27 protein-coding genes are annotated in these 19,119 nt (G+C 70.8%); 12 read left to right on the plus strand and 15 right to left on the minus strand.

What is annotated here, in order from left to right; translation table 11 throughout:
• Positions 1-33: 33 nt before the first annotated feature.
• The 3 genes from DK427_RS18640 to DK427_RS18650 all read left to right on the plus strand — a co-directional run bounded on the left by DK427_RS18640 (position 34) and on the right by DK427_RS18650 (position 1,550).
• Complete coding sequence (locus tag DK427_RS18640; RefSeq protein ID WP_109952568.1) at positions 34-498, plus strand: AAC(3)-I family aminoglycoside N-acetyltransferase; 465 nt, start codon at positions 34-36, stop codon at positions 496-498.
• A 75-nt stretch (positions 499-573) separates the two neighbouring features.
• Positions 574-1,218 carry a glutathione S-transferase family protein gene (locus DK427_RS18645; RefSeq protein WP_109952569.1) on the plus strand — a complete coding sequence of 215 codons (645 nt, stop codon included), beginning with the start codon at positions 574-576 and terminating at the stop codon, positions 1,216-1,218.
• Positions 1,219-1,316: 98 nt separating this feature from the next.
• Entirely contained in the window at positions 1,317-1,550 is a 234-nt protein-coding gene (locus DK427_RS18650) for a YgaP-like transmembrane domain (protein ID WP_204165190.1), read from the plus strand.
• A gap of 128 nt (positions 1,551-1,678) precedes the next feature.
• On the opposite strand, the gene DK427_RS18655 is transcribed toward DK427_RS18650, so the two are convergent.
• Positions 1,679-1,945, minus strand: coding sequence for a GlsB/YeaQ/YmgE family stress response membrane protein (locus tag DK427_RS18655; protein ID WP_109952570.1), 267 nt, complete (start codon positions 1,943-1,945; stop codon positions 1,679-1,681).
• Between the two features lie 199 nt (positions 1,946-2,144).
• On the opposite strand from DK427_RS18655, the gene DK427_RS18660 reads away from it, so the two are divergent.
• The 9 genes from DK427_RS18660 to DK427_RS18700 all read left to right on the plus strand — a co-directional run bounded on the left by DK427_RS18660 (position 2,145) and on the right by DK427_RS18700 (position 9,730).
• Positions 2,145-2,501, plus strand: a complete 357-nt coding sequence (locus DK427_RS18660; RefSeq protein ID WP_109952571.1) for a RidA family protein — start codon at positions 2,145-2,147, stop codon at positions 2,499-2,501.
• Positions 2,502-2,557: 56 nt separating this feature from the next.
• Positions 2,558-3,628 (plus strand): polyamine ABC transporter substrate-binding protein, encoded by a 1,071-nt coding sequence (locus tag DK427_RS18665; protein ID WP_109954262.1) that lies wholly within the window; start codon positions 2,558-2,560, stop codon positions 3,626-3,628.
• Positions 3,629-3,685: 57 nt separating this feature from the next.
• On the plus strand, positions 3,686-4,987 hold the full coding sequence (locus DK427_RS18670; protein WP_109952572.1) for a beta-ketoacyl-ACP synthase: 1,302 nt from the start codon (positions 3,686-3,688) through the stop codon (positions 4,985-4,987).
• A complete protein-coding gene (locus DK427_RS18675) occupies positions 4,984-5,745 on the plus strand; it encodes an SDR family NAD(P)-dependent oxidoreductase (protein WP_109952573.1) in 762 nt (253 codons plus the stop codon). The genes DK427_RS18670 and DK427_RS18675 overlap by 4 nt, the downstream gene beginning before the upstream one ends.
• 11 nt (positions 5,746-5,756) lie before the next feature.
• Positions 5,757-6,029: an SH3 domain-containing protein gene (locus tag DK427_RS18680; RefSeq protein WP_109952574.1), complete on the plus strand. Its 273-nt coding sequence runs from the start codon at positions 5,757-5,759 to the stop codon at positions 6,027-6,029.
• Between the two features lie 105 nt (positions 6,030-6,134).
• Positions 6,135-7,157, plus strand: a complete 1,023-nt coding sequence (locus tag DK427_RS18685) for a zinc-binding dehydrogenase (protein WP_109952575.1) — start codon at positions 6,135-6,137, stop codon at positions 7,155-7,157.
• Between the two features lie 92 nt (positions 7,158-7,249).
• The gene (locus DK427_RS18690) at positions 7,250-8,215 is read left to right on the plus strand and encodes a lipid A biosynthesis lauroyl acyltransferase (RefSeq protein ID WP_109952576.1); all 966 of its coding nucleotides are present in this window, start codon (positions 7,250-7,252) and stop codon (positions 8,213-8,215) included.
• A gap of 76 nt (positions 8,216-8,291) precedes the next feature.
• Positions 8,292-9,080: a DUF1223 domain-containing protein gene (locus DK427_RS18695; protein WP_245930629.1), complete on the plus strand. Its 789-nt coding sequence runs from the start codon at positions 8,292-8,294 to the stop codon at positions 9,078-9,080.
• A 101-nt stretch (positions 9,081-9,181) separates the two neighbouring features.
• A complete protein-coding gene (locus tag DK427_RS18700) occupies positions 9,182-9,730 on the plus strand; it encodes a gamma carbonic anhydrase family protein (RefSeq protein ID WP_109952577.1) in 549 nt (182 codons plus the stop codon).
• Between the two features lie 10 nt (positions 9,731-9,740).
• Here DK427_RS18700 and DK427_RS18705 read toward each other — a convergent pair whose 3' ends face one another.
• The 14 genes from DK427_RS18705 to rplN form a co-directional block, all read right to left on the minus strand.
• The gene (locus DK427_RS18705; protein ID WP_245930630.1) at positions 9,741-10,904 is read right to left on the minus strand and encodes a M48 family metallopeptidase; all 1,164 of its coding nucleotides are present in this window, start codon (positions 10,902-10,904) and stop codon (positions 9,741-9,743) included.
• Between the two features lie 3 nt (positions 10,905-10,907).
• Positions 10,908-12,182: a YjgN family protein gene (locus DK427_RS18710; RefSeq protein WP_109952578.1), complete on the minus strand. Its 1,275-nt coding sequence runs from the start codon at positions 12,180-12,182 to the stop codon at positions 10,908-10,910.
• 194 nt (positions 12,183-12,376) lie between these two features.
• Positions 12,377-12,979: an adenylate kinase gene (locus DK427_RS18715; RefSeq protein ID WP_109952579.1), complete on the minus strand. Its 603-nt coding sequence runs from the start codon at positions 12,977-12,979 to the stop codon at positions 12,377-12,379.
• A gap of 177 nt (positions 12,980-13,156) precedes the next feature.
• Positions 13,157-14,506: a preprotein translocase subunit SecY gene (gene secY / locus DK427_RS18720; RefSeq protein WP_109952580.1), complete on the minus strand. Its 1,350-nt coding sequence runs from the start codon at positions 14,504-14,506 to the stop codon at positions 13,157-13,159.
• Between the two features lie 156 nt (positions 14,507-14,662).
• Complete coding sequence (rplO, locus tag DK427_RS18725) at positions 14,663-15,163, minus strand: 50S ribosomal protein L15 (protein ID WP_109952581.1); 501 nt, start codon at positions 15,161-15,163, stop codon at positions 14,663-14,665.
• 13 nt (positions 15,164-15,176) lie between these two features.
• Positions 15,177-15,368 (minus strand): 50S ribosomal protein L30, encoded by a 192-nt coding sequence (gene rpmD / locus DK427_RS18730; protein ID WP_109952582.1) that lies wholly within the window; start codon positions 15,366-15,368, stop codon positions 15,177-15,179.
• A 12-nt stretch (positions 15,369-15,380) separates the two neighbouring features.
• Positions 15,381-15,968, minus strand: coding sequence for a 30S ribosomal protein S5 (rpsE, locus tag DK427_RS18735; protein ID WP_066927412.1), 588 nt, complete (start codon positions 15,966-15,968; stop codon positions 15,381-15,383).
• A gap of 204 nt (positions 15,969-16,172) precedes the next feature.
• On the minus strand, positions 16,173-16,535 hold the full coding sequence (gene rplR, locus DK427_RS18740) for a 50S ribosomal protein L18 (RefSeq protein WP_109952583.1): 363 nt from the start codon (positions 16,533-16,535) through the stop codon (positions 16,173-16,175).
• 12 nt (positions 16,536-16,547) lie between these two features.
• Entirely contained in the window at positions 16,548-17,081 is a 534-nt protein-coding gene (rplF, locus tag DK427_RS18745) for a 50S ribosomal protein L6 (RefSeq protein WP_109952584.1), read from the minus strand.
• 22 nt (positions 17,082-17,103) lie between these two features.
• A complete protein-coding gene (gene rpsH / locus DK427_RS18750) occupies positions 17,104-17,499 on the minus strand; it encodes a 30S ribosomal protein S8 (RefSeq protein WP_109952585.1) in 396 nt (131 codons plus the stop codon).
• Between the two features lie 12 nt (positions 17,500-17,511).
• On the minus strand, positions 17,512-17,817 hold the full coding sequence (gene rpsN, locus DK427_RS18755) for a 30S ribosomal protein S14 (protein WP_109952586.1): 306 nt from the start codon (positions 17,815-17,817) through the stop codon (positions 17,512-17,514).
• A 39-nt stretch (positions 17,818-17,856) separates the two neighbouring features.
• The gene (gene rplE / locus DK427_RS18760) at positions 17,857-18,423 is read right to left on the minus strand and encodes a 50S ribosomal protein L5 (RefSeq protein WP_109952587.1); all 567 of its coding nucleotides are present in this window, start codon (positions 18,421-18,423) and stop codon (positions 17,857-17,859) included.
• On the minus strand, positions 18,416-18,730 hold the full coding sequence (rplX, locus tag DK427_RS18765; RefSeq protein WP_109952588.1) for a 50S ribosomal protein L24: 315 nt from the start codon (positions 18,728-18,730) through the stop codon (positions 18,416-18,418). The genes rplE and rplX overlap by 8 nt, the downstream gene beginning before the upstream one ends.
• On the minus strand, positions 18,730-19,098 hold the full coding sequence (gene rplN, locus DK427_RS18770) for a 50S ribosomal protein L14 (RefSeq protein ID WP_010686182.1): 369 nt from the start codon (positions 19,096-19,098) through the stop codon (positions 18,730-18,732). The genes rplX and rplN overlap by 1 nt, the downstream gene beginning before the upstream one ends.
• Positions 19,099-19,119 lie beyond the last annotated feature (21 nt).

Here is a 19,119-nt window from a genome sequence, read left to right on the forward strand (position 1 = left end):
GCCGCACCCTGCGATAGGCGCTATGCTGTCCGCATGTCGAGATCCGTCCGCCGCCTCGGCCCCGCCGACATCGCCGCGTTGCGCGCCCTGAACGCGCTCTTCGCCGACGCCTTCGGCGACCGCGAGACCTATGCGGGCGCTCCACCCGCGGACGCGTGGCTCGCCGGCCTTCTCGCCAAGGAGCACATCGTCGTTCTGGCGGCGGAGCGCGCGGGGGAGGTCGTCGGCGGACTCGTGGCCTACACCTTCGACAAGGTCGAGCGGATGCGCCGCGAGATCTACATCTACGACCTCGCCGTGGCGGAGGCGCACAGGCGCCGGGGCGTCGCGACCGACCTCATCGCGCATCTGCGCGGGATCGCGGCGGCGTGCGGGGCCTGGGTGGTGTTCGTCCAGGCCGATCACGGCGACGATCCGGCCATCGCGCTCTACGGCAAGCTCGGCACCCGGGAAGAGGTGCTGCACTTCGACATCCCGGTCGCGCCCCCGGATCCCTGACGGACGCTTCCCGGCCTTCCCCGGATCTGCTTGAACGCTCCCGCCGGAGGCGAATCGCCGGCAGGGAGGCCCGACATGACCGACGACCTCGTCCTCTACACCACGCCGATGTCGCGCGGGCGGATCGCCCGCTGGATGCTGGAGGAGGTCGGTGCGCCCTACCGCGCCGAGATCGTCAGCTTCGGCCCCGGCATGAAGGACGCCGCCTTCCGGGCGATCAACCCGATGGGCAAGGTGCCGGCACTCCGCCACGGTGACGCGGTCGTGACCGAGACGGCGGCGATCTGCGCCTACCTCGCCGATGCTTTTCCCGAGGCCGGGCTGGCCCCGCCCACGGGCAGCCGGGCGCGGGCGGCCTACTATCGCTGGCTGTTCTTCGCGGCGGGCCCCGTCGAGGCGGCGGTGACCAACAGGGTCCTGGGCGTCACCGTGCCGGGCGATCCGCGCATGCGCGGCATGGTCGGCTACGGCTCGCTGCCGGAGGTGCTGGACGCGCTGGAACAGGCGGTCGGCACGACCGAATATCTCGCGGGCGAAACCTTCTCGGCGGCCGACCTCTATGTCGGCTCGCATCTCGCCTGGGGCATGGGCTTCGGCACGATCGAGCGGCGGCCCGCCTTCGAGGCCTACACGGCCCGCCTCACCGAACGCCCCGCCGCCGTGCGGGCGCGGGTGATCGACGACGCGCTCCTCGCCGATCAGGGGCGGGCCTCCGCCTGAAGCGCGGCGCCGTGGTGCGCCGCGGCACGGCGGCCGGGAACGCGGCCCCGCGCCCCGCGTTCGCCCGGCAATACCACTTCACGGAGATAGGAAGCCCCATGGCGTCCCAGACGATCAACGAGCTGGCCCACGACATCTTCAGCGGCCAGCCGAACCTCACCACCACGGAGCGGGCCGTCTCGGTCGCCCTCGGTCTCGGCATCGCGGCCGCCGCCGCCCAGCCGCGCCCGAACAAGCTTCTCAGCCTCGCTGCCCTGATGGTCGGCGTCGGTCTCGCGCTCCGCGGCGCCACCGGCCACTGCGCCATGAAGGCCGCCTCGCAGCGCCTCTGACGCTGCCGTCCCCGCGGATCCCGGCGCCGGGATCCGCGAGGCGCCGGAACGACGTTTCTCCGGAACGAGAAAAGGGCGCCCCGTGGGGCGCCCTTCGCGTATCCGCTCGGCGATGCCGGGCGTGGATGTCAGAGCGTGGTGGTGCGGCTGCGGCTGGCGAAGAAGCCGTAGATGGCGAGCACGACAACCGCGCCCACGATGGCGCCGATGAAGCCCGCGCCCTGGTTCGGGCCATACCAGCCCACCGCCTGACCGATGAAGGTCGCCACGAAGGCGCCGACGATGCCGAGGATCGTGGTGAGGATGAAGCCCGACGGCTCGTTGTCGCCCGGCATGATGAACTTGGCGATGACGCCGGCCAGGAAGCCGATGATGATGGTCCAGAGAATACCCATGCCAAACCCCTGCGCGTGAACTGCGAATGCCCACTGAACGCGCCAGCGGGGCGGCAGGTTGCCGCGGAAAGCTTGGGCGGAGAGAAATTTCGCGCGGAACCTTCGTGGGGCCGCCCGCTCGGCCTTTACGGGGCCGCCGCGGCACCGCAGAACCGGCGCCCTGGGCGTGGCATGCGCCGCGCCGTGATCGAGGATGGACATGACGATCGAGCGGATCGAGCCGGGCAAGCGCATGGCGCAGGCGGTGGCTTACGGAGACACGGTCTATCTCGCCGGGCAGGTCGCGGCCGACACGGTGGGCACCGGCGTCACCGCGCAGACCCAGCAGATTCTCGGGCAGATCGACCGCCTGCTGCAAGCGGCCGGCAGCGACAAGGAGCGCATCCTCTCGGCCACCGTCTACCTCGCCGACATCGCGACCTTCGCCGAGATGAACGCCGCCTGGGACGCCTGGGTCTCGAAGGAGAACCCGCCGGCCCGCGCCACCGTCGAGGCGAAGCTCGCGGGACCCGAATATCTCGTCGAGATCGTCGTCGTCGCGGCGCGCTCCCGGTGAGCGGCGGCCTCCTCCGCCGCGCCCTGCTGGGCGCGGCACTCGCCGCGTTCGGCCTCATGGTGGGCCCCATGGTGGGTCTCTTGGGCGGGGCCCGGGCGGAGGAGCGCGTCGTCAACATCTACAACTGGTCGGACTACATCGACCCGAAGGTGCTGGAGGCCTTCACCCGGGAGACCGGGATCAAGGTTGTGTACGACACCTACGACAACAACGAGATCCTGGAGACGAAGCTGCTCGCCGGCCGCTCCGGCTACGACGTGGTGGTGCCCTCCGGGCCCTTCCTGCAGCGGCTGATCCGGGCCGGCGCCTTCCGCCCCCTCGACAAGGCGCGGCTGAAGAACCTCGGCAACGTCTGGCCCGAGATCGCGGGCCGGCTCGCGGCCTACGACCCCGGCAACGCGTACGCCGTCGACTACATGTGGGGCACGACCGGAATCGGCTACAATCTGGGCGCCGTGCGTGAGCGCCTCGGCGCCAACGCCGTCCTCAACTCGTGGAGCACCGTGCTCAACCCGACCTCGGCCAACAAGCTGAAGGAGTGCGGGATCATGATGCTCGACAGCCCCGAGGATCTGATCCCGGCGATGCTGCCCTTCTACGGGCTGAAGAGCGACACCAAGCGCTGGGACGACATGACCCAGGTCACGGACGCGCTCTACAAGGTCCGCGGCACGGTGCGGAAATTCCACTCCTCCGAGTACATCCAGGCGCTCGCCAACGGCGATCTCTGCGTCGCGGTCGGCTACTCGGGCGACGTGATGCAGGCCAAGAAGCGCGCGGACGAGGCCAAGAACGGCGTCGAGATCGGCTACGTCGTCCCGAAGGAGGGCTCGATCATGTGGTTCGACGCCTTCGCGATCCCGAAGGACGCGCCGCACGTAGCCGAGGCCCACGCCTTCATCGACTACATGCTGCGCGCCGACGTGGCGGCCGCCAACAGCAACTTCGTCTCCTACGCCAGCGGCGTGCTGCCGGCCAAGGCCCTGGTGAAGCCGGAGATCCTCAACAACCCTGGCATCTACCCGGACGAGGCGACGATGCAGCGCCTCTCCGTCAACACTGCCTGGGACGACCGCACCCAGCGCTTCATCACCCGGCTCTGGACGCGGGTGCGGACCGGGCGGTGAGGGGCGCGGTCTCCGAAATCCCTCCCCTCCCCGACCCGATCGTGTAAGACGGCCGCCATGACTGCGCATTCGAACCGCGACGCCAGAGTCTTTCGGGACGGTAAGGGCCGGGCCCGCGTCGCCGTCACCGGCATCGGCCTCGTCACCTCCCTCGGCCAGGGACAGGCTGACAACTGGGCGGCGCTCACCGCCGGGCGCTCGGGGATCCACGCGATCCGGCGCTTCCCCACCGACACCCTGCGCACCCGCATCGCCGGCACCGTCGACTTCCTCGACACCGAGCCGCTCGTCGCCCCGCTGCTGTCCGAGCGCTTCGCCGCCGAGGCCGCCGAGGAGGCGGTGGCGCAGGCCGGCATCGGCCGGCGGGGCGACTTCCCCGGTGCCCTGTTCATCGCCGTGCCGCCGGTCGAGATGGAGTGGCCGCAGCGGCAGGCGCTCGCCGAGGCCTCCGGCCAGAACGGCGAGGTCAGCTACGCGGGGCTCCAGACGGCCGCCGCCAGCCGCCGCTTCGATCCCTGGCACGACCTCTTCATCTTCGGCACCGTGGCCGAGCGCATCGCCGAGCGCTTCGGCACCAAGGGCTCGCCGATCTCGCTCTCGACCGCCTGCTCGTCGGGCGCCACCGCGATCCAGCTCGGCGTCGAGGCGATCCGGCGCGGCGAGACCCAGGCCGCGCTCTGCATCGGCACCGACGGTTCGGTGAACCCGGAATCGCTGATCCGCTTCTCGCTGCTCTCGGCGCTCTCGACCCAGAACGACCCGCCCGAAGGCGCCTCCAAACCCTTCTCGAAGAACCGCGACGGCTTCGTCATGGGCGAGGGCGCCGCCGCCCTGGTGTTGGAGGACGCGGAGGCGGCGGTGGCGCGCGGTGCCACCATCCTGGGCTACGTGCTCGGCTGCGGCGAGAAGGGCGACGGCTTCCACCGCACCCGCTCCAGCCCGGACGGCGCGCCGATCGTCGCGGCGATCCGGGCGAGCCTGGAGGATGCGGGCCTGGAGGCGCAGGACATCGACACGGTCAACGCCCACGGCACCTCGACGCCCGAGAACGACAAGATGGAGGCGCTCGGCCTCGCCGCCGTGCTGGGCGAGCGGGTGGGACAGGTGCCGGTCACGTCCAACAAGTCGATGATCGGCCACACGCTGACCGCGGCCGGGGCAATCGAGGCGGCTTTCTCGCTCCTCACCATCCGGCACGGGCGCATCCCGCCGACCATCAACCACGCGTTGCCCGATCCGGCGATCCCGCTCGACATCGTGGGACAGGCCCGGGACGTCGCCGTCTCCCGCGTCCTGTCGAACTCCTTCGGCTTCGGCGGCCAGAACACCTGCCTGATCCTCGGGGCCGAGCCCGCATGAGCACCGGGATCAAGCGCGTCCTCGTCACGGGCGGCGCCGCGGGCCTCGGCGCCGCGATCGTGCGGGCGCTGGCGCAGGCCGGCCACGCGGTCGACTTCACCTATCGGGCCTCTGCCTCCGAGGCCGAGGCGCTGCTGGCGGAGCTGCGCGCCGCCCATCCGGACGGTGTTTTCGAGGCTCACGCCCTCGATCTGGGCGACCGGGCCGCGCTCGACGCCTTCTGCGCGGGCGCAGAGGAGCGGGTCTATTACGGCCTCGTCCACAATGCCGGCCAGTCGGCGGACGCGCTCGCGCTGATGCTCGATCAGGACAGGCTGGAGGCGGCCATGCAGGTGAACTTCACCTCGCTGACCCGGCTCGCCAAGGCGCTGACCCGCGGCATGATCCGGGCGCGGACGGGCCGGATCGTGGCGATCGGCTCGGTCGCGGCCCTGCGGGCGAATGCCGGCAACGCGGCCTACGCCGCCACCAAGGGCGCGCTGATCGCCTATTGCCGCACGCTGGCGATCGAGTCGGCCAAGCGCGGCGTCACCGTCAACGTGATCGCCCCGGGCTTCGTCGATACGCGAATGATGGCCCCCTACGCGGCCCATCGCGCCACGATGGAGCGTCAGATCCCGGCCGGCCGCTTCGCCGACCCGGCGGAGGTGGCCGCGCTGGTGCGCTTCCTGATGGAGGACGCGGCCGGCTACATCACGGGCGCCGTCCTGCCGGTCGACGGCGGCCTCACCGCCATGATGGGCGTGCACCGCGCCTGAGACGACACCCGATGCGCCCCCTCCTCCTCGCCGCGCTCGCCGGCACCCTCGCCGCCCCCGCGGCGGCCGAGCCCCAGACCTACCGGGTCGACGGCCTGCCCCGCGGCGAGGCCCTGAGCGTCCGGGCCGAGCCGGACCCCTCGGCCGAACTCGTCGGCGAGATCCGCGGCCGGGTGCTGGTCTTCGGCTGCACCAACGAGACGCCGAGCCGCACCACGTGGTGCCGGGTCAAGGACGGCCGCACGCTCGGCTGGGCGCGGCGGCGCTACCTCGCGCCGGAATAGGCGTGCCTTGATCGGGACATAGGCTGTCCCTAAGGCGCCGACGCACCCCCCTTCAGGAGGGGCCGTACCACCCTATCGGGCCGTCCGCGCCCCCGGAAACGATCGATGCGAGCCCTGCAACTCTTCGGCGACCGCGACCTGCGCCTGACCGACGTGGCGGATGCGCCCGCTCCCGGGCCCGGCGAGGTGCGGGTGCGGATCCGCGCGGTCGGCCTCAACTTCATCGACGTCTGGGGTTTTCGCGGCATGGCCTTCGCCAAGCGCCGGCTCCCGCTGACGGTGGGCGCCGAGGCCGCGGGCGAGATCGCCGCGGTCGGCGCGGGCGTCACCGGCCTGCGCGAGGGCGATTCCGTCGCCCTCTACGGCGCCAAGACCTGCGGTCACTGCCGCGCCTGCGAACAGGGCCGCGACAACCTCTGCGAGGATGTCGGCGGCGTCTACGGCTTCCACATCGACGGCTTCGCCAGCGAGTTCGTGACGATGCCGGCCCGGCTCGTGGTTAAGGCGCCCGACGGCGTGAGCTTCACCGACGCGGCCTGCGCGGGCATCGCCTTCGGCACCGTGCAGCACATGCTGTTCGACAACGCCAAGCTCGAACCCGGCGAGAGCATCCTCGTCCATGCGGGCGGCTCGGGGATCGGCACCAGCGCGATCAAGATGGCCAAGGCGCTCCAGTGCACCGTGTTCACCACGGTGGGCGACGACCGCAAGGGTGCGATGGCGGCCGAACTCGGCGCCGACCACGTCATCAACTACCGGGAGGAGCGCTTCGAGGGCGAGGTGCGGCGGCTGACGAAGCGGAAGGGCGTCGACGTGGTGTTCGAGCATGTCGGGCCGGACACCTGGAACGGCTCGCTGCTCTGCCTGAAGCGCGGCGGGCGGCTCGTCACCTGCGGCTCGACCTCGGGCGTCTCGACGACGATGAACCTGATGCAGCTGTTCCAGCAACAGTACCGCATCACGGGATCCTTCGGCTGCCGCATCGAGAACATTCGGCAGTCGCTCGACAAGATGGCGGCCGGCATCACACCGGTGATCGACACGGTCTACCCGCTCGGCGACTTCGCGGCCGGGCTGGAGCGGCTCGAATCCCGCCAGGTCTTCGGCAAGATCCTGGTGAGCCTGTGAATCTTCCCCTGCTCACGCGGAAATGATCTAAGGCGCAGATCGCGGCATCCCGTGCGCTGCCCTGCGCCATCCGCCGCCGGAGCCCGAACCGCTTGCTGCGTCTCGCCCTCGTCCTGAAGCGCTCCTTCCCGCGGCTCGCGGGCTACGCGATGCTGCCCCTGATCGCGGCCCTGTTCCGGCTCGCCCGCGGGCTCGGCCCTGAGCGGGCCGGCGCCTGGGGGGCGGCGCTCCTGCGCCGGATCGGCCCGCTCCTGCCCGCGCACCGGACCATGCTGGCCAATCTCCAGGCCGCCTACCCGGACCGCACGGAGGCGGAGCGCCGGGCGATCGCCCGCCAAGCCTGGGAGAATCTAGGCCGCACGGGGGCCGAGTACGCCCATCTCGACACGCTGTTTGACTACGATCCGGCCGATCCCGCGACCCAGCGCATGGAGGTGGTGGGGCTTGAGCACTTCTACGCCCTGCGTGACGACGGCAAGCCGGGCCTGATCTTCTCGGCCCATCTCGGCAACTGGGAACTGCCGGCCATCGCCGCGGCGAAGTTCGACCTGGAGGCGACCGCCGTGTTCCGGGCGCCGAACAACCCGGCGGCGGCCCGGCTGGTGAGCGCGGTCCGGCAGAAGACCATGGGGGGCCTGGCCGCCTCCGGCCCCGGCGCCGCCTTCGCGATGCAGGGCGTGGTGGAGCGCGGCGGCCATCTCGGCCAACTCATCGACCAGCACTTCACCCGCGGGGTGGTGGTGGACTTCTTCGGCCAAGCCTGCCTCGCCAATCCGCTTCTCGCCAAGCTCGCCCGGAACTACGAGTGCCCGGTCCACGGTGCGCGGGTTGTACGGCTGCCGGGCGGCCGCTACCGGCTCGAACTCACCCCGCCCCTCGACCTGCCCCGCGACGCCAACGGCGTCGTCGACGTGCCGGGTGCCATGCAGGCGATGACGGCGGTGGTGGAGAGCTGGGTGCGTGAGAATCCCGGGCAGTGGCTCTGGATGCACCGGCGCTGGCGCCCGGCGATGCTGCCCGCCGCGCAGGCGCGCGCGCGGGCCCTCAAGCTCACGTGATAAGGCCACGTGCTCCGGGCGATGCGGGTCAAGCCAACGTGATTTCCCAAGGCGCGACCGCGTGCGCTGTGATGCGATGATGCTCCCGGCTCCCCGATACGCCGCGCCGCTCGGCGCGGCGCTCCTCGCCCTGGCGCAGCCCGGCACCGGTCCGGCGCACGCCGAGCTTGCCCGCGCGGACCCTGCCCGTGCCGAAACCGTCCGAGCCGAGCCGTTGCGGGCGGTGGTCGAGCTGTTCACCAGCCAGGGCTGCGCCGCCTGCCGGGGCGCCGATCCGGTCTTCCGCGACCTCACCGGGCGGCCGGGTATCCTCGCCCTGACCCTGCCGGTGACCTACTGGGACTATCTCGGCTGGAAGGACACGCTGGCGCAGAAGCCCTTCACCGAGCGTCAGCACGCCTATGCGGGGGTGCGGGGCATCCGGCAGGTCTTCACGCCGCAGGCCATCGTCAACGGCGCCGCCTCCGTGGTGGCCTCCGACCGGGCCGAGATGGAGCACGCCCTGGCCCGCGAGGCGGCCCAGCCCGGCGGCCTGCCGGTGCCGGTGCGCGGCGAGGAGCGCGGCGACCGCATCGTGATCGATGTCGGACCCGGTGCCCAGCGCGGCGAGGTCTGGCTCCTCTCGGTCCTGCGCCGCCGCCCGGTGGCGATCGAGCGAGGAGAGAACCGGGGCCGCACCGCGACCTACCTCAACGTCGTGCGCGGCATGCAGCGGGTCGGGCCCTGGAGCGGCCAGCCGGCCCATTACGAGGTACCGCTGCCGGCGGGCCGCGGCGACGCCGATGCCTGGGTCGTGGTGCTGCAGGGGACGGGCAACGGCAAGCCGGGCCGGATCTGGGGGGCCGCCAAGGGACCTGGGCTGTAGACGGGCCCGTGTCCGCCCCGCTCGTGACGAGGCGCGCGGCCCGTGAGATGCTGGCCCGCGCGGCCATCCGCGCTCCCCGAAAAGCACCCGAGACGAACCCGATGTCCCTCTACGCCCTCGACGGTCATGCTCCTGTCCTCGCCGACGACAGCGTCTGGGTCGCGCCGGGCGCGCACGTGATCGGGCAGGTGCATCTCGGCGCGGGCGCGAGCGTCTGGTTCGGCGCGGTGCTGCGCGGCGACAACGAGCCGATGCGGATCGGGGCCGGCACCAACATCCAGGACGGGGCGGTGCTGCACTCCGATCCCGGATTCCCTCTCACGATCGGTGCGGGCGTGACGGTCGGGCATCGGGCGATCGTGCACGGCTGCACCATCGGCGACGACACGCTGATCGGTATGGGCGCGACCGTGCTCAACGGGGCGCGGATCGGCCGCGGCTGCATCGTCGGGGCCAACGCCCTCGTGAAGGAGGGCGCGGAGTTTCCGGACGGCAGCCTGATCGTCGGCATGCCGGCGCGAACCGTCCGCACCCTCGACGATGCCGCCGACCTGCGGCGTCTCGCCGAGCACTACGTCGCCAACGCCCGGCGCTTCGCCGCGGGCCTCGTCCGCCAGGACGAGGATTCGATTCCGCGCCGGGAGCGCTGATCCGGCCGCGTCAGCGCTCCGGCGACGGCCGCGCGGGCGCCGGCCCGCAGATGGCCTTGAGCTGCGCCCACGCCTCCTCCGGCAGGATCCGGCGGCCGGGCGCGTCGGGGCCGGCCCGCGCCCGGATCGCGGCGGCGCGCTCGCGGGTGAAGGGGTGACTGCGCAGCAAGTCGGTTCCCGCGCCCTTCGCATCTTCCTTGCCCCCCTTGCCGTCATTCTTGTCCGCGGCGATGCGCTCGAGGATGTCGGCCAGAGCCGCGCCGTTGCCGCCCGCGCGGGCCATCAGGTCGACCGCGTAGGCGTCGGCCGTCCGCTCCGCCTCGCGGCTGTAGCCGGCCGACAGCACCGCGTCGCCCAGTGCGACGATGATGGTGGAGCCGGTGAGGTCCCCGAGGACGAGGCTCAGCAGGAACGAGGAGGCCGAGGCGCGGATCAGCGCGCGGGTCGGATCGCGGGCGCCGACATGGCCGAGCTCGTGCGCCAGCACCGCCGCAACCTCGTCCGCCGAGCGCGCCCGCGCGATCAGGTCCGAGAGCAGGATCACCCTGGCGCCCGGCAGCGCGAGGGCGTTGGCCACGCGGTGACGGCGCACGCTCACCGCGAGGTCGGCGGGTAGCGGGCCCTCGGCCTTGCCGGCCGCGACCAGCCGGGCGACCAGCCCGTCGAGGGCCATGCGTCCGGCCGGCTCGGTGCAGGCCGGTGGGCTGCCGAGGAAGCGCAGGACCTGCGGCTCCACCACGGCGCCGAGCCGCGCCTCGGCGCTGTCCGGCACCAGCGGCGCGAGCAGGCCCGCGACCCGTGGCACGCCGAACACGGCCACGAGCAGCACCGAGATCCCGGCCGCGACCGACCAGAGCACGAGGCGTAGGGTGCCCTCCGCCTCCTCCCGGCGGCGGAGGTCCGGGCAGCGCGCGGCGAGCGCCTGGGCGAGCGCGGCGTCCGAGAACTCGACCCGCTCCGGCCCGCCTGCCGGGCCGACCCGCGTCAGCGGCGGCAGGGCATCGGCCGCGCGCAAGTCGAGCAGGTTCCAGTCCCGGGCGACATCGCGTCCCGCAACGCGGAAGCGGTCGTCGAGGCGCAGGCGGACCGGGTGGGGCCGCGCGCTCTGCCCGTCGAAGTAGCGCCCCTCGGCCTCGACCGGGGACGTGTCCCGCGGGATAGGATCGGCGGCCAAGCCTCAGATGCCGATCTGGAGCGCGCCGCCGACGTCGAGCGCGTCGGCGAGGCCCTCCTGGAGCCCGCTGCCGGCGCCGCGCGCCGAGGCGAGGACGGCGTCGAGCGCGTCCGGATCGGTCACCGCCGTGCTCGTCGCGACCGCCGACCAGAGCCTCGCTTGCACCACCCGGACGTGGAGCACGGCGAGAAGCGGCGCGCCGACGAGGTAGGCGAGGACGATGAGCCCGTGGAGCGCGCTGATTCCGCCCGCACCCTGGCCGGCGAGGACCAGCAGCGCCCCGAGAGCGCCGAGCACGAGCAGGAAGCCCAGCACCGACAGCATGTAGACGATGTAGGGCCAGTAGTACTGGCGTGCCCGCAAGGACGAGACGAGGCGGGTCGGGCCGAGGCCGACCGCGTTCGTGAAGGCCCGGGTCTCGCGGGCGCGGTAGTAGGGGATCAGCAGCAGGGCCGCGGGTACGCAGAACACGGCGACGTAGCCGAACGCCTGCGCGAGGAGGCCGATGGTCGAGCCCGCATAAGCGGGGTTGAACACCGTCTCGCCCGCTTTGCCGCCGGGCTTCGGCACCAGGAGGTCGGCGGGCACCGAGAAATCCGCCGCGACCAGGAGGGCGAGGCCGAGGCCGATCAGCGGCCCCAGCCCGACCGCGTAGAGCAGCAGCCAGGGCCCGAACACGCTGCGCCCCCGCGCGGTCGAGGTCATCCGGCTGGAGCCGACCAGGGTGTGATTGATGCGGTAGCGCTCCAGACTTGCCCGCATGAACGGGACCGTCAGCCCGAACGTCCAGAGCGTGAGCAGCCACCAGCCGCCGGCGCGCGCCGCGTAGGCGAGGCCCGAGCCGTCCTGGCCCAGGCGGATGCCGCGCCACAGGGTTCGCATCGCCCGGTAGCGGCGTCCGCGGAAGATCGCGAACTGACCGAGCAGGAACAGGAAGACGAAGGAGATCACCACCGAGAAGGGGGCGAGCGCGGGCGCGACGAGCGAGAGCGCGAACAGGCCGAGGTAGATCGGCACCAAGATCGCGAGCGCTACGAGGAAGCCGAGGAATAGCTCCTTGCCGGTGCCGGTATACTCGGCCGGCGAGCCGTTGAGCGCGGTGCGGCTCCAGAAGAAGCGGCGCAGGTTCGTGACGTACCAGAACCGGTAGATGCCGAAGGTCACCAGCGAGAGCAGGAAGCCCTTCAGCGCCAGCCAGGTCAGACCCTCGAGCCGGGTGTCGAAGGTGACGGACGCGACGCGCGGTGCCGGCGTGCCCGAGAGCGGACCTGCCCGCATTCCTGATCCGGAAGCCATCGGTCCGTCCGCCTCCCCGCCGCGTCGTGCACCGCGACACTAGGTAGGAATATCCGGCTTGGCCAGATTCCGGCTTTGCCAGGTCCGCCCGGGACGCGTTGGCCGCCCGCCCATCCCGAGGCCGCGCGCGGCCCGGGATGGCGGCTCGTCCGACGGCCGTGCGGCGTGGCTTCCGCTTAGGCCCCGGCGGTCTCGGCGTGAGGCTCCAGGATCCTCATCAACTCGCCCGTCACGCTGTCGATGGGCTGCATGCCGTCGAGCGTCTCGAGCTTGCCGGCCTGGGCGTAGTAATCGGAGAGCGGCGCCGTCTGGGCGCGGTAGGCTTCCAGCCGCGACTTGAACACCTCCGGGGTGTCGTCCTTGCGCACCGGCAGACCCCGGGCGGCGGTCTCGGCGGCGCGGTTGGCGATGCGGCCGACCAGCGCGTCCTCGTCCACCTTCAGCTCGACCACCGTCGAGAGCGCGATGCCCTTTTGGGCGAGCATCGCGTCCAGCGACTTGGCCTGCTCGACGGTCCGCGGGAAGCCGTCGAGGATGAAGCCGCGCCGCGCGTCCGGCTCCTCGATGCGGTCAGCCACGATGCCGACGACGATCTTGTCGGAGACGAGGCCGCCCGCCTCCATCACGGCCTTGGCCTCCAGGCCGACCGGCGTGCCCGCGGCCACCGCCGCGCGCAGCATGTCGCCGGTCGAGAGCTGCGGGATGCCGAAGCGTGCCACGATCCGCTCGGACTGGGTGCCCTTCCCCGCGCCGGGCGGTCCGAGCAGAATGATGCGCATGGCTTGGTCCTCGTCCTTGTCCGCTCTGGCAGCGGCTTCCGGGGCGATGGCGAAGCCTCCCCGGCATCGCCTTGGGTGGTGGGTTTGTAGCCGGGTTCTACCGCGGCGGGGAGCCGGACCAAAGGCGGGGGGCGTGCATTCTCCCCGCCTTGTCCCTTGGCTCGACGCCCCTTCGGCTCAGCGTCGGCGCTGGGTGGTCGAGGCGCCGCGCAGCTTCGCCTTCTTCACGAGGCCCTCGTACTGGTGCGCCATCAGGTGCCCGTGGATCTGGGCCACCGTGTCCATGGTCACCGAGACCACGATGAGGAGCGAGGTGCCGCCGAAGGCGAGGCTCTGCGAGGAGAGCGCCATCGCCAGGATTTCCGGCGCGAGGCAGACGAAGGTGAGGTAGAGCGCGCCGATCACCGTGATGCGGGTGAGCACCTTGTCGATGAAGGCCGCGGTCCGCTCGCCAGGCCGGATTCCCGGGATGAAGCCGCCATGCTTCTTCAGGTTGTCGGCCGTCTCCTGCGGGTTGAAGACGACGGCCGTGTAGAAGAACGTGAAGAAGATGATCAGGGCGGCGTAGAGCGCCATGTAGACCGGCTGGCCGTGGCCGAGCAGCGTCGTCAGCGTCCCGAGGAAGCCCGACGAGCCCTGGTTCGCCGAGAAGCTCGCAACCGTCGCGGGCAGCAGCAGCAGCGAGGAGGCGAAGATCGGCGGGATCACGCCCGAGGTGTTGAGCTTGAGCGGCAGGAACGAGGTCTGGCCCTCGTACATGCGGTTGCCGACCTGGCGCTTCGGGTAGTTGATCAGCACCCGGCGCTGAGCGCGCTCCATGAACACGATGAAGTAGATCAGCGCGACGGCGCCGACGGCCGAGCCGAGCAGCGTGGCGAGCGACATGGCGCCCGTGCGGCTCAGTTCCAGCGCGCCCGCGATCGCCACCGGCAGGTGGGCCACGATGCCCGCGAAGATGATGAGCGAGGACCCGTTGCCGATGCCGCGCGAGGTGATCTGCTCGCCGATCCACATCAGGAACAGCGTGCCGCCGGTCAGCGTGATCACGGTCGAGGCCAGGAAGAACGGGCCCGGATCGATCGCCGCGGAGGAACTCTGCAGGCCGACCGCGATGCCCCAGGACTGGACCAGCGCCAGCACCACCGTGAGGTAGCGGGTGTACTGGTTGATGACCTTGCGGCCCGACTCGCCCTCCTTCTTCAGCGTCTCCAGGCTCGGGATCACCGAGGTGAGGAGCTGGATGATGATCGAGGCCGAGATGTAGGGCATGATGTTGAGGGCGAAGATCGCCATGCGCTCGACGGCGCCGCCCGAGAACATGTTGAACAGGCCGAGCACGCCGCCCGCCTGCTGCTGGAAGTTCCTGGCGAACTGCTCCGGGTCGATGCCGGGGATCGGGATGTACGTGCCCAGCCGGAACACCACGAGGGCGCCGAGCGTGAACCAGATGCGCTTCTTCAGCTCATCGGCCTTCGCGATCGCCCCGAAATTGAGGTTGGCGGCAAGCTGCTCGGCGGCTGAGGCCATGGCGGTCTATCCTGGGACCTGTCGCCGGACGAAAAAGTCCGGGTGAAACGAGGAACGGCGGCCGGTGCGAGGTCGCACGGGCCGCCGCTCGGTGGCTTGGACTTAAGCGCTTCGCCGGATCGGTGCAACGCGTTGCACCGATCTTGACCGAAGTCCTCAGGCCTCGGCGGATGCCGTGCCGCGGTGGGCGACGCCAGCCGCGTAGGCGACGGTGACGCTGCCGCCGGCCTTCTCGACGGCCTCGATCGCCGACTTCGACGCGCGGGTGACCTCGAAGCTGAGCTTCGTGGTCAGCTCGCCGACGCCCAGCAGCTTCACGCCGTCGCGGGGACGGGAGAGGATGCCGGCGGCGACCAGCGCCTCGACGGTGACGGGCGCCGAGGCGTCGAGCCGGCCCGCATCCACCGCCTCCTGCACCCGGCCGAGGTTCACCTCGTTCAGGTCGTGGGCGTGGATGTTGGTGAAGCCGCGCTTCGGCAGGCGACGATGCAGCGGCATCTGGCCGCCCTCGAAGCCCTTGATGGACACGCCGGTGCGGGCCTTCTGACCCTTCACGCCGCGTCCCGCGGTCTTGCCCTTGCCGGAGCCGATGCCCCGGCCGACGCGCATCCGGTTCTTGGTTGCGCCTTCGTTGTCGCGGATCTCGTTGAGTTTCATCGTGGCGCCCTCCTCACGCAGCGCCGTCGAGGACGCGCACGAGGTGCGCGACCTTGCGGATCATGCCGCGCACGGCCGGAGTGTCTTCCAGCTCGGCGACCCGATGCAGCTTGTTGAGCTTCAGGCCGACCAGCGTCGCGCGCTGGGAGGCCTCGCGGCGGATCGGCGAACCGATCTGCTCGACGCGGATGGTCTTGTCAGCCATGCCAACCTCTCCTTACGCCACAGCCGCTTCGGACTGATCGTTCGGATCGGCATCGCGGCGGCGGCTCTGGAGGGCCGACACCTTGAGACCGCGGCGGGCCGCGACGGAGCGCGGGCTGTCCTCGTTCTTGAGCGCCTCGAAGGTGGCGCGCACGAGGTTGTAGGGGTTCGAGGAGCCGAGGCTCTTGGCCACCACGTCCTGCATGCCGAGCGTCTCGAAGACGGCGCGCATCGGGCCGCCCGCGATGATGCCGGTGCCCTGCGGGGCCGCGCGGAGGATCACCTTGCCGGCGCCGTGACGGCCGTTGACGTCGTGGTGCAGGGTCCGGCCCTCGCGCAAGCTGACGCGGATCAGGCCGCGCTTGGCGGCTTCCGTCGCCTTGCGGATGGCCTCGGGCACCTCGCGCGCCTTGCCGTGGCCGAAACCGACCCGGCCCTTCTGATCGCCGACGACGACGAGGGCCGCGAAGCCGAAGCGACGGCCGCCCTTCACCACCTTGGCGACGCGGTTGATGTGGACGAGCTTGTCCACGAACTCGCTGTCGCGCTCCTCGCGATCCTCGCGGCGGCCGCGGCCCCCGCCCTCACGTTCACGTGCCATTCTGCTACCCGTTCATCGCACTGGCGCGGGCGGCGGGCCCGCTCGCTTGATCGAAGTCATCGAGGAGCGGCGTGCCGCTCCCCTCCGCCGAATCTCATCTTTGGTGCTCCATTTGCGATGGAGCGTCCGCCGCATCAGCGGCGGCGCGCAGTCGCGCTGGCGAGCCGCCGGACGTGGGTCCGGCAGCTCGATCGCGCGGCTGGCTCAGAACTCCAGGCCGCCCTCGCGGGCAGCATCCGCCAGGGCCTTGACGCGGCCGTGGTAGATGTAGCCCGAGCGGTCGAAGATCACCTTGGTGACGCCGGCCGCCTTGGCGCGCTCGGCGACGAGCTTGCCCACGGCGGTGGCGGCGGCGACGTCGGCGCCGGTCTTCAGATCGCCCTTGAGCGCCTTGTCGATCGACGAGGCGGCGGCGAGGGTCTTGCCCTGGGCATCGTCGATGACCTGGACGTAGATCTGCTTCGACGAGCGGAACACCGAGAGCCGCGGACGGCCGTTGGCGGCGGCCCGCAGGGCCTTCCGGACGCGGATCTTGCGCCGCTGGAGGGCGATAAGCTTGTTCGACATCTTAAGCCCTCCTTACTTCTTCTTGCCTTCCTTGCGGAAGATGAACTCGCCAGCGTACTTGACGCCCTTGCCCTTGTAGGGCTCGGGGCCGCGGTAATCGCGGATCTCGGCGGCCACCTGGCCGACGCGCTGCCGATCGATGCCCGAGACCACGATCTCCGTGGGCTTGGGCGTCACGATGGTGATGCCGGCCGGGATCTCGTACTCGATGTCGTGGCTGTAGCCGAGCGACAGCTTGAGCGCCTTGCCGGCCATCGCGGCGCGGTAGCCCACGCCCGTGATCTCCAGCTTCTTCTCGAAGCCCTTCGAGACACCCTCGACGAGGTTCGCCACCTGGGCGCGCGAGGTGCCCCACAGCGAGCGGGCTTCCTTCGACTGGTTCTTGGGCTGCACGGAGACCGCGCCGTCCTTGAACTCCACGTCCACCAGGGACGGAACGACGAACTGCAGCTCGCCCTTCGACCCCTTCATCTTCACGGTCTGACCGTCGACCGTCGCCGTCACGCCGGACGGGACGGGGACGGGCTTCTTGCCTACGCGAGACATCTGCCTCTCCTCTCTCGCCGGATCAGAACACCTTGCAGAGCACCTCGCCGCCGACGTTGCGCTCGCGCGCAACGTGGTCGGCCATGACGCCCTGCGGGGTGGACACGATGGTGACGCCGAGGCCGTCGGCGACGCGCGGCAGCTCGCCGACCGACGAGTAGACCCGGCGGCCGGGCTTCGACACGCGCTGGATCGAGCGGATGACGGGCTTGCCGTCGTAGTACTTCAGCTCGATCGCGAACTCGGTGCGGCCGTTGCCGAGGTCCGACACCGCGTAGTCGCGGATGTAGCCCTCGGACTTCAGGACGTCGAGCACCGAGGCGCGCAGGCGCGAGCCGGGGGTCTGCACGACGTTGCGACGGCGCTGCTGGCCGTTGCGGATGCGGGTGAGCATATCGCCCACGGGATCGTTGACCATGGGTATGCCTCCTTACCAGCTCGACTTGACGAGACCCGGGATCAGGCCCCGGTTGCCGAGCTCGCGCAGCGCCACGCGCGAGATGCCCATCTTGCGGTAGACGGCGCGCGGGCGTCCGGTCATCTCGCAACGGTTGCGGATGCGCACGGCCGACGAGTTGCGCGGCAGCTCCGCGAGCTTGAGGCGCGCCTCGAAGCGCTCCTCCATCTCGAGGCTCTCGTTATTGGCGATGGCAAGGAGGGCCTTGCGCTTCTCGGCGAAGCGCGCGACCAGGGCCTTGCGGCGGTTGTTCTTCTCGACTGAGCTCTTCTTAGCCATGTCTGTTCTCTCCGGTGTCCGCGTCTGAGGCGCCTGGCCTCACTGCCGGAACGGGAACTTGAAGGCGGCGAGCAGGGCCTTGGCCTCTTCATCGGTCTTGGCGGAGGTCGCCACGACGATGTCCATGCCCCACATCTGCTCCGCCTTGTCGTAGGAGATCTCCGGGAACACGAGGTGCTCCTTGAGACCCAGGGCGTAGTTGCCGCGACCGTCGAACGAGCGCGGGTTCAGGCCGCGGAAGTCACGCACGCGCGGCAGCGCGATGGTGATCAGGCGGTCCATGAACTCGTACATGCGCTGCTTGCGCAGGGTCACCTTGCAGCCGATCGGCATGCCCTCGCGGACCTTGAAGGTCGCGATGGCCTTCCGGGCCCGGGTGATCACCGGCTTCTGGCCGGCGATGAGCGCCAGATCGCCCGCGGCGACCGTGGCCTTCTTCGAGTCGGCGGTGGACTCGCCGACGCCCATGTTGATGACGATCTTCTCGATCTGCGGCACCTGCATGGGGTTCTTGTAGCCGAACTGCTCGATGAGCTTCTGGCGGACCACCTCGTCGTAGTGCTTGCGCAGACGGGGGGTGTAAGCGTTCTTGTCGGCCTCAGCCATCGATCTGATCCCCCGTGCTCTTGGCGAACCGGACCTTGCGGCCGTCCTCGAGGATGCGGAAACCCACGCGGGTCGGCTTGCCGTTGGCGTCAGCCACCGCGATGTTGGAGAGCTGGATGGCGGCCTCCTTGGAGATGATCCCGCCTTCCTGGTTCTGCGTCTGCTTCTGGTGCTTCTTCACCAAGTTGATGCCGCGAACGAGGGCCTTGTCCTCCTTCGGCAGGACCTGGATCACCTCGCCGGAGCGACCCTTGTCGCGGCCGGTGAGGACGACGACCGTGTCGCCCTTCTTGATCTTGGCGGCCATCACAGCACCTCAGGAGCGAGCGAGATGATCTTCATGTGGTTGCGCGCGCGCAGCTCGCGCGGCACGGGCCCGAAGATGCGGGTGCCGATCGGCTCCTTCTGATTGTTGATCAGAACGGCGGCGTTCTTGTCGAAGCGGATGACCGAGCCGTCGGCGCGCTTCACGTCCTTGGCCGTGCGCACGACGACCGCCTTCATGACGTCGCCCTTCTTCACGCGACCGCGCGGGATCGCCTCCTTGACGGAGACGACGATCACGTCGCCGACGCCCGCGTACTTGCGCTTCGACCCGCCGAGCACCTTGATGCACATCACGCGGCGTGCACCCGAGTTGTCGGCGACGTCCAGATTCGTCTGCATCTGGATCACGGGAGTGACCTTTCCTGGTTT

It is taken from the genome of Methylobacterium radiodurans (assembly GCF_003173735.1).
In the GTDB taxonomy this organism is placed as follows: Bacteria; Pseudomonadota; Alphaproteobacteria; order Rhizobiales; family Beijerinckiaceae; genus Methylobacterium; species Methylobacterium radiodurans.